Annotated in this window: 14 protein-coding genes; 4 read left to right on the top strand and 10 right to left on the bottom strand. The window is 41.8% G+C overall.

All coding sequences use genetic code 11. The features are described from left to right. Positions 1-143: 143 nt before the first annotated feature. Positions 144-1,361 carry a multidrug effflux MFS transporter gene (locus QPK24_RS02690; protein ID WP_285745941.1) on the bottom strand — a complete coding sequence of 406 codons (1,218 nt, stop codon included), beginning with the start codon at positions 1,359-1,361 and terminating at the stop codon, positions 144-146. A 345-nt stretch (positions 1,362-1,706) separates the two neighbouring features. Next, positions 1,707-2,861 carry a metallophosphoesterase gene (locus QPK24_RS02685; RefSeq protein WP_285745939.1) on the bottom strand — a complete coding sequence of 385 codons (1,155 nt, stop codon included), beginning with the start codon at positions 2,859-2,861 and terminating at the stop codon, positions 1,707-1,709. 244 nt (positions 2,862-3,105) lie between these two features. Between QPK24_RS02685 and QPK24_RS02680 the strand changes: the two genes are divergently transcribed. Continuing rightward, on the top strand, positions 3,106-3,741 hold the full coding sequence (locus QPK24_RS02680) for an NAD(P)-dependent oxidoreductase (protein WP_285745937.1): 636 nt from the start codon (positions 3,106-3,108) through the stop codon (positions 3,739-3,741). A 166-nt stretch (positions 3,742-3,907) separates the two neighbouring features. Continuing rightward, on the top strand, positions 3,908-4,345 hold the full coding sequence (locus QPK24_RS02675; RefSeq protein WP_285745935.1) for an Rrf2 family transcriptional regulator: 438 nt from the start codon (positions 3,908-3,910) through the stop codon (positions 4,343-4,345). A gap of 41 nt (positions 4,346-4,386) precedes the next feature. Here QPK24_RS02675 and QPK24_RS02670 read toward each other — a convergent pair whose 3' ends face one another. Together QPK24_RS02670 and QPK24_RS02665 are read right to left on the bottom strand one after the other, a co-directional pair. Then, positions 4,387-4,947 carry a hypothetical protein gene (locus tag QPK24_RS02670; protein ID WP_285745933.1) on the bottom strand — a complete coding sequence of 187 codons (561 nt, stop codon included), beginning with the start codon at positions 4,945-4,947 and terminating at the stop codon, positions 4,387-4,389. Then, positions 4,948-5,517, bottom strand: a complete 570-nt coding sequence (locus tag QPK24_RS02665) for a hypothetical protein (protein ID WP_285745931.1) — start codon at positions 5,515-5,517, stop codon at positions 4,948-4,950. A gap of 299 nt (positions 5,518-5,816) precedes the next feature. Here QPK24_RS02665 and QPK24_RS02660 point away from each other — a divergent pair, with 299 nt between their 5' ends. Continuing rightward, positions 5,817-6,251 (top strand): MarR family winged helix-turn-helix transcriptional regulator, encoded by a 435-nt coding sequence (locus QPK24_RS02660; RefSeq protein ID WP_160035202.1) that lies wholly within the window; start codon positions 5,817-5,819, stop codon positions 6,249-6,251. A gap of 20 nt (positions 6,252-6,271) precedes the next feature. Continuing rightward, on the top strand, positions 6,272-7,531 hold the full coding sequence (locus QPK24_RS02655) for an ABC transporter permease (RefSeq protein WP_285745928.1): 1,260 nt from the start codon (positions 6,272-6,274) through the stop codon (positions 7,529-7,531). 66 nt (positions 7,532-7,597) lie between these two features. On the opposite strand, the gene QPK24_RS02650 is transcribed toward QPK24_RS02655, so the two are convergent. The 6 genes from QPK24_RS02650 to QPK24_RS02625 form a co-directional block, all read right to left on the bottom strand. Beyond that, on the bottom strand, positions 7,598-8,164 hold the full coding sequence (locus tag QPK24_RS02650; RefSeq protein ID WP_285745925.1) for a GNAT family N-acetyltransferase: 567 nt from the start codon (positions 8,162-8,164) through the stop codon (positions 7,598-7,600). Between the two features lie 371 nt (positions 8,165-8,535). After that, entirely contained in the window at positions 8,536-9,171 is a 636-nt protein-coding gene (locus QPK24_RS02645; RefSeq protein WP_285745923.1) for a cupin domain-containing protein, read from the bottom strand. Positions 9,172-9,316: 145 nt separating this feature from the next. Beyond that, positions 9,317-11,434 carry a M56 family metallopeptidase gene (locus QPK24_RS02640; protein ID WP_285745921.1) on the bottom strand — a complete coding sequence of 706 codons (2,118 nt, stop codon included), beginning with the start codon at positions 11,432-11,434 and terminating at the stop codon, positions 9,317-9,319. After that, positions 11,431-11,811 (bottom strand): BlaI/MecI/CopY family transcriptional regulator, encoded by a 381-nt coding sequence (locus QPK24_RS02635; RefSeq protein ID WP_285745919.1) that lies wholly within the window; start codon positions 11,809-11,811, stop codon positions 11,431-11,433. The genes QPK24_RS02640 and QPK24_RS02635 overlap by 4 nt, the downstream gene beginning before the upstream one ends. A gap of 166 nt (positions 11,812-11,977) precedes the next feature. Beyond that, positions 11,978-13,402, bottom strand: a complete 1,425-nt coding sequence (locus QPK24_RS02630; RefSeq protein ID WP_285749049.1) for a DHA2 family efflux MFS transporter permease subunit — start codon at positions 13,400-13,402, stop codon at positions 11,978-11,980. 96 nt (positions 13,403-13,498) lie between these two features. Next, a complete protein-coding gene (locus QPK24_RS02625; protein WP_285745917.1) occupies positions 13,499-14,068 on the bottom strand; it encodes a TetR/AcrR family transcriptional regulator in 570 nt (189 codons plus the stop codon). Positions 14,069-14,176 lie beyond the last annotated feature (108 nt).

Here is a 14,176-nt window from a genome sequence, read left to right as displayed (position 1 = left end):
ACAAAAAGCAACTTTCACAAGCGAAATATGCTCGGTATTGTTGATCATATCACTGCACGTTCTAAAATAGTCCACTACAAAAGGCTAAACCAAAAAGAAGAAAGGATCAAGAATCCCCTCTTCTTTAATAAAATTGAATGGTCCTATTTCCGCGAACGCGGTCTGACCATGAGTATATACAGGGCAATGGCAAGAAGTTCAGCAGATGCAATTACAATCCCCATCGGTACGGCCGTATCTTCGCCGCCAATTCCAACGAGAGGGGCTACGAGTCCCCCAAATAGGAACATAAGAACACCAAGCAAAGCCGATGCGCTGCCCGCCGAATTCTTTTGATTCTGCATCGCAAGTCCAAATGTTGCGGTATTTACAATACCAACACAAGAAACCACCAGGAAAAGTGGAATCAAAATACCAACCAGCGGAGCATCTGCTAAAATGGCGAGAAGCAGGCTGATTCCGCCGATCCCAGCAAGGGACAAACCTGTAATCAGCAGTCTTGTTTCTCCCACACGCCCTGCAAGTCTTCCCGCAATCTGACTTGCAATAATGATACCCGCTCCATTCATAGCAAAGATTAAACTGTAGGTTTGAGGGCTGACTTCATAGATTTTTTGAAGCACAAAAGGTGAGCCTGATATATAGGCAAACATAGCAGCTCCTACAAATCCTTGGCAAAGAGCATAGCCCATGAATACCCGATCTTTCATGATCGTACCAAAGGCACGAAACGTCTGTTGCAGACCGCCTTGAGTACGTTCATTTTTTGCTAAAGATTCAGGAAGACCAAGGATAACTCCAATTAAGGATAATACCCCAATGACGGTGAGGACAACGAACACCCCTCGCCAAGAGGTTACCGTGAGCAGCTGCCCCCCTGCGATAGGTGCAAGGATCGGCGCCGCTCCGTTGATGAGCATCAGTAAGGAAAAGAATTTGGTGAGCTCTGTGCCTGAATACAAATCACGAACTACGGCTCTTGAGATCACAATTCCTGCTGCTCCCGCTGCTCCTTGAATAAACCGCATAACAACAAACATTTCTATCGATGGAGCAATAAAACATAAGATCGAGGACAGGGTAAATACGCCAAGACCGATCATCAGCGGTCCGCGTCGTCCTCTCGCATCACTAATAGGTCCTGCTACTAACTGACCAAGCGCAAGTCCCAGCATACAAGCGGTAAGACTAAGCTGGGCATAGGATGCGGTGGTGTTTAAATCATCTGCCAGAATGGTTAGTGCAGGCAGATACATATCCAGTGAGAATGGGCCGAAAGCTGACAGCGTTCCGAGTATAAACGCCAGCCAAAGCCGCTTCGCACGATCTGGTGCTTCCTGGATCGCCTGAGCTTGGGGCATGAATGTTCTCTCCTTTGTGAGATGAAAATAGTAGAATTTGTGTGTACATGGATTGCTCTTTATGTAATGTTTATCATAAATCCCTTGTTCATTTTACAATAATTCTGCCAGTTTACAACCATTACTACTTCTAGAAAAGGATATCGCCATGAACGTAACAACTTCATTCTCTAAGTTATTCTTCTGATTAACCTTTCACTTGATAAATCATTTAGATCATAGTTAATTATGCCCCCTTAATTATTCACTCCATGAGATAACATATTCAGCATACTGTAAATCTTAGAGGCTACTAAAAAAGACATCCCACATAAAAAAGAGGAATGTCTTTATCAAATTACTTACTTATTCTTCGGTAAATGTTAGTTCAATATGAATGACTTCTGATCTGCTTGCGAGGCGGATCGGCGGTCCCCATGAACCAAAACCAGAGGACACAATCACATGCATTTTCTCCTTCAGCATATAGCCCCAGTCCAGTTCGAAAAGTCGTTTTGTAATGAAATGATTGGGTGCAAACTGTCCTCTGTGCGTATGTCCGCATAGCAGCAGATCAGCACCCGCTTCCTGAGCTTTATCAAACGCATATGGCTGATGATCCAGCAAAACAATCGGCTTTGTATGGTCCAGCGGCATAAGCAGATCTGATACAGATAAACGTCCTTCTGGATCCATCCGTTCTGCAGTCAGATCTTTACGTCCCGCTATGTAGATAGCTCCGCCTGCTACGCTGACCACCTCATCCCGAAGGACAGGAATTCCAATCTCACTCATTTCTTTCACATAACGATCAATATGCCCTCCGTAATATTCATGGTTACCGAGCACTGCAAAAACACCGTATCTAGCAGATAATTTCTTCATCTCATATGACATCTTATTTCGCAAAAAAGGTTCAATCGAATCATCAAGCACATCCCCTACCAGTAAGGTCAGATCAGGGTTTAATCCATTAAGGAGTCCGGTCAGCCTTCTTAGATATCGATTGCCCACAATGTTCCCAAGATGGATATCGGAAGCTACTGCGATGGTGTACTTTCTCTTCGCACCTGGTTCTGGCTTTTTTGCTACTGCTACTTCATATTTTCTTACGATAGGACTCCACGCATTATAAGACCCGCGCAGCAGGAAAATGACTAGAAGAGCTGCCGTTGCCCAGCCAAGTATCGGAATATATGCCTTTGAATCCGCACCCGCAAGATGACATATCCATCCGATCAGATCCATCACCGGAAGTACAAGGATGAAGAACTCGAGCAGTGCAAAATAGTACGAACCGATCACTTTTATGAAGCGCCCTATAGGACCAAGCCACTTGATCCGTCCGATCGCATATCCAAGCGATACTACCGTCAGAGTGATCCCTAATACGAAAATAGAAATATCAGAAACATAAAAAGAGAGAAACAAGTACATATTCCAGCCAATATACAGCTGAAGTCCAATAAATATAAGGAGTACAAGTAACGTGTTCACTATCATTCGAAAGGGAAACTTCATTGGGTCCTGTCCCGCTCCTTTATCATGCAAAATTGATTACACTTCATTTTATTATACAACTGAACTGAATTCCAACCTCAGTCATTCTCTCCTAGATATTACATCCGGTAAGCAGGAAGTATATCTTTCCTTGCAGGGATATCTTCCCCCTATATCCTGAGCCGGTTGACAGATCACTTTAGTTGTAACTATAATGGTTACAGGTTGAAAAACGTTTTTACATAAAAACATGGGAGGAATTAAAATGAAAATTGCCATTATTGGTGCTAGCGGAAAAGCAGGAAAACTCATTATGGACGAAGCAAGAAAACGAGGCCATGAAGTCACAGGGATTGTAAGAAATGCATCTAAGATTAGCGGATTTCCTGCCGTGGAGAAAGATATCTTCGAACTAACGACAGAAGATCTAAATAAATATGATGTTGTTGTGAATGCCTTTGGTGCAGCGCCAGGTGAAGAGCATAAACATGTTGAAGCAGGCAAAACACTCATTAAGGCACTGAGCGGTGTGGAAGGCACTCGGCTGATTGTTGTCGGCGGTGCAGGAAGCTTGTACGTGGATGAAGCGAAAACAACAAAACTAATCGACACACCAGAATTTCCTGACCTCTACAAACCAACCGCAAGCAATCAAGGTAAAAACCTGGAGGATCTGAAAGCTTCTACAGACCTAAAATGGACTTTCGTAAGCCCAGCGGCGACATTTGATGCAGAAGGGACACGCAGTGGTTCCTATCAAAAAGGAAAAGATAATCTAATTGTGAACGCTAAAGGCGACAGCTACATCAGTTACGCGGACTATGCAATTGCGATTGTGGATGAAATTGAAAACCCAGCACATATCGGTGAACGTTTCACTGTCGTTGGCGAACAAATATAATCTCCTTGTTTTTTCATATTTCAGATCCTCTGGGCTGCCCGGAGGGTCTTTTTGTTAACAACTGTTCACTCAGGGTACAATAGATTACACTATAAAGGATGTGTATACCTATTTAGTAGAAGAATTACTCTGCTATGAGCAGAAGAATAAAGGAGTTAACGTAAAGATGGTTACTAGCCGATTTGCTGTTGGCATTCATATTTTGTCACTGCTTGAGATTAACAAGGATATCGTCAACACCTCAGACTTTCTCGCGGGCAGCGTGGGTACCAATCCCGTGGTCATTCGCCGAATTACAGGTATGCTGAGTAAAGCAGGGCTTGTTGATGTAAAACCGGGCGTTGCAGGGGCGAAGCTCAAAAAAGAGGCAGCAGATATCACTCTACTCGACGTGTACCGGGCAGTAAATGCGGTGGAAGAAGATGCCCTATTTTCTGTACATGATTCTCCCAATCCTGCCTGTGTAGTAGGCCGTAATATTCAGAATGCGATCACCCCTGTCTTTATTTCTGCTCAAAAAGCAATGGAAGATCAGCTTGCGAGTGTCTCCATCGCGGATGTAATCTATGACCTCTCCCAAAAAGAAAAGGAATCTCTGGATTGAACGGTTATTCCGTCTTTTCAGAGATTCCTTTAGATCTATTTTCACGACCAAATATATTCGTTTTTAAAATCGTGTTTATTGACTTGATCATTCACGTCATTAAATTGGATAAAGAAATCCGTTCGGTCCTTCTTCGTATACTCTAAGGGGAATGTATCTAGTAATAAACTTGAATACTCCATAAGGTACAGAATATCACTCTCTCTGCCTCTTCCTATTATAAAATCGAGAGGTATATTGAATACATGCAGTTCTCCTTTGTACTGTATCTCATGCAGGACTTGAGGGTCCGTGAGTCGATATGAAAAATAAGAATAGAATTGATTCAAATGAACTTCCGCTTGTTTAAAGTGATCGTTCGCTTGCAGCAATAAAGGGACATCAGCCCTTATTTGCTCACTCTCGTTAAATTCCCTTAGCAGCTCATACGTACGTTCAAGCTCTGTACGAAACTGGTCATACACTTGTTTTTCCTCGATCCCATCCGAGATGAGAGACTTCCCATCCACCAGTAAAAATACGTACCAACCGCCTGCTACCAAAGCACAGGTTAACGTTACAATGGCTATTCCTTTTATGTATTTTGTTAAGAAGCTCCTCACTTAAGTATCACCCTGCCCTTTCTCCAGTTGTGACGAAATACGATTCAGAAGATGAATAAGTTCCTGTTTCTGCTCTTCAGGAAAATCTTGATAATTTGTGTCACTCGGCAGGTCAGGAATTTGCTCCTCCAGTTCGTGAATAACCATACGCGTTTTCTTTATTTCCCTGCGGTCGCCTGTCCCTTCAAGTATTTTCGAGGAATGTGACAAAAGTTCTGCTCCGAGCTCCTTAAGCTTGTTCTCTAGAGCTTCTGTACTCAAATCTTCTCCTTCAGAATGATTACTACGGAGTTGTCTAATCTCTTCTGCCGCTCTGATTAAACGAGTGTACCCTAAAAATAACTCTCTTGCGCTATCCCGATTTAGTGCCCCAGCTCTGTTCAAGACATTGTCCGTATAATAGGTTGACGCATGTAATAAAAATGCAGTGCTGCCATAGGAGTACGTAAAAGCCTTACCGTTAATTTGTTGTTGTTCCTGTTTATCGTATTCTCTGCCAATGAGTACGGCAAACAAGATGATCAGAAATATGGACCCTGTGATGATCCACATCGAAACTGTTTTTCCCAAAAGCTCACCACCATTCACTTTCGTCTATATCCTGAACGATAAATATTAATGATCGATATAAGTATTAGGATATTTTCCTTTATATTACCTCATACTATTAGTTTTACCTAACCATTATTTGGGTTTATCCCCTCACTATTTCACCTCTAATAGCAATGATAATGTTCACAAAAAAGATATTTAATTTGATTAATTTCGATTTTTTTAACTAAATTGTCGATTATGCGGTTTACTATTTAGGGCATTCTAAGTATAATACTTCTTCACTAATACTATTTTTACGAATAGGAGCAATACTTTTGGATCATCAAATTTCTCTAGACATGCTAATGGACACTTATAATCAATTGGAACAAAAATTGACGAACTACCGGATCAAGGCTTTCGTAGATCATTTGCGAAAATACGATTTAACTTTGAATCAATTTGCCATTTTAACAAAAGTTCAACGAGAAGGACCTTGTCTATCTGTACATTTAGCCCAGTATCTAGAAATTAAGGCGGCTTCGATCACTTATTTGGTAGACTCCCTTGAACAAAGAGGTTATGTCAATCGCATAGATAATCCAGAGGATCGGCGAAGTCACCGAATTACACTGACGGATAAAGGCAATGACGTTCTTTTTATTCCGGAGATGGATCTGTCAGTCAAGGAACAATTCGAGCAATTAGATGAAGAGGATAAAGAAATGGTATACCTGAGTATTCGTTTACTGAATCGTAAACTAAAGTAAATTAAAGGAGCTAGCTTCAATTGAAAAACTTATTAAAAATTAAATTTGCGTGGTTTCCGGTCTGGTCTGTAGCCGTGTTAATGCTGAGTATGATCCTGATTTACTTGCCGGTATTTAGCGGTGCTGATCAGCGGATGCACGATTTTCCGCTCATTTTGGTGAGTGAGGACTCCGATTTTGCAGACTCGCCGGAAGGTAAAGCAATTATCTCAAACCTTGTGAAACAGCAAGATGGACACTCATTTGTATGGCAGATTGAAAGTTCAAAGGAAACCGCTATACAGGCGATTAAAGAAAACAAAGCAAACGGAGCTTTGGTTATTCCCGCTAATTTCAGTGAACAGACTTCTGCCTTACAGCAATCGTTCTTATCAGGAGAAGCTGATCATACTGCCGTACCTATTGAAATTTTATTAAATGATGGAGCTTCACAGATGGCTTCCAGCTTCTCAACAACGGTATTACAGTCCCTAGCCTCATCAATCTCTGATATGGTTAGCGGCGGAATAAAAGCAGAAATGACAAAACAGCAAGCACTTTTATCTCCTATGACCGCATCTCAGCTTGACCACCCTATCGAATCCAAGGTGACAAGCGTGCTCGGGCTTCCTTCCGATACCAACAAAGGAATGACCCCGTTTATGATCGTCTTAATCGCATCTATTACCGGGCTTATGGGGACACAGATGATTCATGGATATTTAGGTGGTATTAGCGATAGTCTGAAGAGCCATGGCGTTCCTCTCACCTATTCAAAGGTGTTTGCAACGGAGATTCTGCTTAGTGCTATATTAATGATCGCTGTTGCAGCCGTAATTCCAGTAGCAGTGTTTGGACTCTATGGAAGCTACCACTCATCAGGCATCATTTCAATATTCTTATTTACTTTGCTATGCACGATGACCATGTTCGCTATGTTCAAAATGATTGGCATGTTATTCGGAAAATGGGCTATGCTGGCTGCGTTCCCGGTCAATATTTTAGGAATCTTTGCTAGCGGCGGAGCGATTCCAGTTACAAACCTTCCCGATTTCCACCGGATCGTTGGCAACATGATGCCTATTCGTTACATGATTGATGGCATGCGTTCATTACTCTATTACGGCGGTAATATGGAAGCTGGGCTAGGAAAGGCGTTACTAATCGTTCCTACTTTCTTCCTTCTCTTTTCCGCCATCATCGTCATTGCATTCCTATGGAAAAGAAATCAAGAAAATAAGAAACAGCAGCATCAACAGCAGGATTCAAGTCGTCCTGCACAGGCTGCGATTTCAGCATAAATATAGTCACATATAAAAAATGGCACGATTGATCAGCCTAAGGGCTTATCAACTCGTGCCGTTTTTTCATTTTACATTCTGATATTTCTCACGGTACTCACCTTCGAGCATACTCATGAGAATCGCGTCATGATATTTATGATTGTAGAACAAAGCATCACGCTGGCGCCCTTCTACCTTAAAACCCACTTTCTCATAGACATGCGCAGCCCGTTCATTGAAGTCATATACATTCAGCTCGATCCGGTGCAGCTGTAATATACCAAACCCATAATCCAGCATAAGACACAGTGCTTCAGTGCCATAACCGTGCCCTTGGCGGGCTGGTTGGTCAATCGCAACTCTGAGATTTGCACTCCGGTTCGTATAGTCCAGGTCTTGCAGTACAATTTCTCCAATGAGTTCATCTGTCTCCTGCAAGGCAATCAGCAAAATTACGGTTGAATCATCCCCTCGCTTTCTATCTATATATTCTACGATCTGCTCATAATTAAAAATGGCCTTCGTGCCGGTCAGTCTTCTTGTTTCTACATTAAAAAGCTGCTTATAATATGTTTTTGCATCACTTGCATTTAAGGGTTTAAGATATACTTTCTTCCCTTGTAACACTTTGGGTATAAAGTTCTCTTCCATGTCCTCTTCCTTCCCTTCTCTATGTATGATCCCGTGCTTCTAGTTCTGGAATAATTGTATCTGAATCCTGTTCGCTTCTAAAGAGAGAGTATGGTTCTAATCATTTATTACTGTGATTTGTGATTTGAGAGCCCACGACTTTTCCTCTATTTACATGAGTAATTTGCTCGATAACATAACTTGAGCTCTTTGGAGGTAAAACTCACAAAAAAGGAGCCTATTCCTAACTTGTAACTATGTAAAAAAACCGCGTCCGAGGGACACGGTCTGCTACTATTCTTATTACTTTAAGGTTGTCGATAAGGGCTAGGTCCACCGTAGCTTGGCCCCTGATTCGTATATCCATGGGGAATCTGGGTATTTCTCTGCTGTCATTGTTGCGGGTAGTTCCCTTGCCTCTGAACATAATCCGGATACACGGGGCCGTTATTCTGGGCATACAGCTGAGGTTTAGGCTGAGGCTGGTGATACTTTGTACAATTGGCAGGAGGACCAATGACAACCGTATCACTAATGGGAGCAATCGCAGCCTTATACGCAGCTTCATCCAAGCAATACGTATGTGCAACGGCTCCCGGTGGCGCAAGTCGTAGAAAATCCGATACAGCAATGAATTCCGGTGTTGGCGCATCAAAGATCGCCAGTAAGTGAGTGTTATCTTCAGTCGCCATCTCCCAGTGAAACCATCCTTGCGGCACGTTCCCGACCTGACCTGGAGAGACCGGCACTTGAATGACCTCTTTTGTGAATGGATTAATTAGGGAGATCACGGCTGCACCGGAAATACAATATACAAGTTCTGAAGCATTCTGATGTATATGAGGCTCCACAATATTACCGCGCGTCAAATAAATATCGAGCAAAGAATTGTCACCGAGTGTATTCAGCTGCTTAACACCAAGTGCATTGATATAGTTACCTCTGTCTTTGGTGAAGGATCTGTTATTTCTCAAATCGTAAAAATACTGCACACCCGGAGATGTAAAATCCATATAAGACACCGCCATTATTGATCCCTCCAGAAATGATTAACTCCGAATCAAGAATTCATCCGATACATTCGGCATCACTTCTTTCAGTCTATTGCTCATACGAATCACTTATTCTCAAGTCATGACGAAAAATGTAGAACATCCCTTTAAATGAATTTACTCAGCCTTCATCTCTGCTCACACCAATAATCTCACCATAGGGGTTAATACCCATATGAACAGTACGCTCCCCACTCTTCTCAAACGTGAAAGAACCGGGAGACTTTGTTACTCTGCTTAATTCGTATCCCTTCAAGTCTATATGAAATAATTGTTCAGCAAGGTAGGAGAACTCTCTTCGAAACTGTTCATCGCCATAACTAAGTCTTGGCTTAGAGTATCCTTCTGTTCCTGTAACAGGTATGGAACCATCCCGGATTCCCTGAATTTCATTCCGATCCGGATGCATGAATACATCTCCTGCTTCACCAAATCTCAATGTTAGACTCTGATTTGCACCAAAGTTGTCATAGGAAAAGAAAACATCTGTTACATCGGTCTGAAGTACATCTTCATTTAATAAAGATAATGCTTGCCTAGCCGCTTCTATCTTTGCGTCTGAAACCTTGTTAACAGGCAGTTTAAATGAAATCCGATAGACCTCACCATTCGTAAAAATAACTTCAGTGGATTTACCCTGTTTTAAAACGGTTTGTATTCCTAATGTCTCCCCTCCTGTATAGTGTTCCAAACCTTTAATGTCGTATTTTATATGACGATGCACTGGGATATCGAACTCCGCAACACTTTCATATCCTTTTTCTTGCAAGGTATGTTCAGCTCTTTCAACCAACCCCGGCTCAAGACGTTCTATGGGAAGATCGAGACTCATAATGGCTCTTTCCAGATTTCCAGTATCTGCATTTACCCATATATAATTCATACCTGTCCCGTCTCCTTTGAATTCGAAGAAAACTTGATTCGTTTCTGAAACCGTCTCTACTTTAATTAAAGGAAGCGGCTTTCCCAAATGTCTCATCATCTCATGGATTGATTCTTCTGCAGCAGCTCGAATGGATGAATCTACATTATCTAAAAGAGAAGCATTTTGCTTCGTCATCTCTATGATTTCTCTCTCTAAACCGGCATATTTACTATCTGCTTTCGCGTTCGTTAGAGCTACTAACATGAAAGTCGCAACGACTACTAATCCCAGGGCAGACCATAAGATTGATTTTCTCCGAAACTTGGTTATCATCATGATTCTCCTTTTGATCTGCAGCTTGTCTGATGAGAAATGAGCAGTAACCAGCAGATGCGAGTTTGGTATATTTGACCTCTTTGTCAGTAACTTAATGATCGTGTACCCATACTCCTTCACTTCGCTGCCCTTAACATATGAAATCGCTTTGTGATCACATGACAGCTCCTGATCTTCCCGCATTCTGCGATAGGCATACCAGAGAACGGGGTTGAACCAGTGCACTACGAGTAGAAATAGCATAACCCAGTTCACTAGAATGTCCTTACGCTTGTAATGCACAAGTTCATGAAGGAAAATGTACTTTAATTCTTTCTCTGTAAACTCCTCTTCAACAGATGACGGAAGTAATATTTGAGGCCGAAAAACCCCAATCAAGGCAGGTCCTTCTACTGCATCTGTAACTTTCAGCTTAACTGCTCTTTTGATACCCATGGATTCCCTACATTCCTTTAAGTACTGCAGCGTATGTGCATCCTCTTTAATGCCATTCTGAATGTGAGCCCTAATAAACTTTCGATTCATCTTCCATAGTTGGAACGCTAGTATACTAACACCCAACACCCAAACCAGGAAAACACTCACATATAGCCATGGAATTTCTGACAAAAGTAGAGCTTGCTGCTGCCGAACTCCAGCATTTTCAACGCCTACCGTATCCTCACCTACCATGTCCTCCACTGGAGCAACGTCTCCAGTACTATGGTTTCTCCCGTTCATCTCCTCATCTTCAGTCAACAAGGATGAAGAAGTGATTTCGTAATCACCCACATCTGTAAACATGGTTTCTGTGGAGGAGTTTGTTGTTTTCGGAAATAGGTTGTATAAGCTAAAAGAACTTTCTGGAGCCCATGGCAGTATAAGTCTCATAATCAGAACCAGCCATAAAGCATATTGCCATTTTACAGGGAGCCGGTCCCGTAGCAGTGTTTTTATCCCTAGTATGAGAATGACCACCACAGAAGCCATGAGTGACGTCTTACCAAGCCATAATAAGAAGGAAGGAACCCCTTCCGTAAGCAGATGAACGATGCTCATTTCTCACCTGATTTTTTATCCAATAAATATTTCAGTTCCTTAATTTCTTCTTCTGTTAATTTCTCATCTTTCAAGAATTGCACAAACATCGGTTTCAGTGCCCCGCCATATAATCGCCGTAAAAACGACTTGCTTTCTGCCCTTACACACTCCTCTTCACTTACTAGCGGAGAGTATAAATACGTTTTACCTTCTTTATGAAATTCAAGTGCCTTCTTCTTCAACAGCCGATTAATCAGTGATTTCACCGTAGCGGGTTTCCACTCTTTATCATTACGCAGTTCATTCATCACATCACTTGCAGTAGCAGGTGATTGCTTCCAAAAGACCTTCATCACTTCCCACTCCGCTTCTGAAATCCGTGGAACATCATTCATTTATCATCGTCTCCATTCTATGTAATTACAATTGTAATCGATAGTATTTGATTGAAGTTTACACTTGTAATCGGTAAGTGTCAATAGTTTACTTGTTCTCCTCTACATTAACTAAAGCACAAAAAAACCTGCTGGCTTATAAGCCAACAGGTTCTCTCAACTTTATTTACACTTTCACTCTTCGCACAAAGAGAGATACAATCAGTCCAATAATAGAAGCAATAAAAGCGAACATGAATGCATTTTGTACGCCTGCTGTCAGAGCTCCTGACATAAAGATCGGATCATTCACATCACCTGCATGATCAGCCATATATGTCATCTGACCCGCAGACATAATACTAATCGCAATTGCTGTACCGATCGCACCTGCAATCTGCTGTAATGTATTCATTACTGCGGCTCCATCTGGATAGTATTCTTTCGGCAATTGATTAAGACCATTGGTTTGCCCAGGCATCATAATCATCGCCACCCCGACAAAGAGACCGGTATGCATCAAAATAACAGCAATCGTCGAAGTTTCGGTTGTTACATTTGTGAACAAGAATGTGAATAGCGTAGTAATGATGAATCCAGGGAATACAAGTACTCTTGGTCCAAACTTGTCAAACAGTCGGCCCGTAAAAGGTGACATCAGTCCGTTTATGACTCCACCTGGCAGTAGCATTAGACCGGCAGAGAAAGCAGCTAACAATAGTCCACCTTTTAAGTACAGTGGCAGCAAGATGGAAGCCGACAAGATAAGCATCATACAAATAAATACAATGATAACGCCAAAGGTAAACATCTTGAATTTAAATACACGCAGGTTAAGCATAGGTTTTTCCATACGGAATTGTCTTATTGCGAACAAGGTAAGTCCGATGACTCCTAGAAGCAACGGAACAATGACGAGTGAATCGCCCCATGAACCTGCCCCTTCTCCTGCATTACTGAATCCATATACAATACCGCCAAATCCAATGGTCGAAAGCAACACAGATAGAATATCAATCTTCGGTTTCGTAATGGTAGATACATTTTGCATGAATTTCAAGCCAAAGAAGAAAGTTAAAATAAGTAGCGGCAGACAGATCCAGAAGATCCAGTGCCAGCTGAGTTTTTCAACGACAAGACCAGACAATGTCGGACCTACAGCCGGAGCAAACGTAATCACAAGACCCATGGTTCCCATTACGGTTCCTCGTTTGTGTGCCGGGAAAATAACGAGGATTACCGTAGTCATCAGCGGTAACAATAGTCCTGTTCCGATGGCCTGAATCACACGAGCAATGAGTAGTATAGCAAAATTAGGTGCCACGGCAGCGACAAGTGTACCCAGAATCGAGAATAGTAATGATGCACTAAACAGTTGTCTTGTAGAGAACCACTGTAGTAATAGGGCAGAGACAGGAACAAGAATTCCAAGCACAAGCAAATAGCCTGTTGTTAACCACTGTACGGCATGAGTTTCAATACCAAAATCACTCATAATTTCGGTAAATGCCATGTTGAGTGCTGTTTCACTAAGTAACCCAATAAAAGCACCAATCATCAGTGCAATGGTAATGGGAACCGGCCTAATTGCCGGTTTTTCTAAAGATGACATCGTATGCTGACTCAAAAAAACACTCCTCTTATCACTATTTATCTATATTTAGACCAGTCTATATAATATGTCTGCAAAACATGAGAGACTTCTGTTCTATTTTTTAAGCAAAATGGGTAAATATTCGGCGACCACCTGCAGCGGCTGTCCATTCTTATTGGTAAGACAACGCGTAATGGCCCCTTCGATCATACTGTTAATGAGCATGGATAGCTTCGTAGCATGCTCAAGTTCAAATCCCTCTTTTATTAAACATATGCGATATGTTTCTTCCCACTTTTCAAAAGCTGCCTGACAAGCGAGTCTCAATGGTTCACTAATCAGCGACGTTTCTGCAGCAACGATACCGATGGGAATCCCTTCGAGTGTATCTATCTCGTTAAAGCAATCTACCATTTTTAAAATATGATTCTGAATTCCGGTTACCGCACTGACATCTTTATTCAGACTTTTCAGGATATCCGCTTCTACAAATTCAGCCATCCTATGTACAGCTTCAATAGCCAGCTGTTCCTTTCCATTCGGAAAATGATAGTACAAGGAACCTTTCGGTGCTCCACTTTCTTTCAGAATCTGATTTAGACCCGTTGCATGATAACCCTGCAAGTGAAAAAGACGTGTTGCTGTAGCAAGGATACTATCTCTTGAGTCATTCTTTGAATTCAATCTTTTCCCCCATTTCTCATAAAATATAGTGACTGGTCTACTTATTTTCAGACTTTATTATTGTATAGAGGTCATTATTTACTGTCAATCTATTATTTATTAGTAATA

The sequence above is a fragment of the Paenibacillus polygoni genome (assembly GCF_030263935.1).
Classification (GTDB): domain Bacteria; phylum Bacillota; class Bacilli; order Paenibacillales; family Paenibacillaceae; genus Paenibacillus; species Paenibacillus polygoni.
The sequence above is the reverse complement of the archived record's forward strand: the minus strand, read 5'-3'. Positions and strand labels throughout refer to the sequence as shown.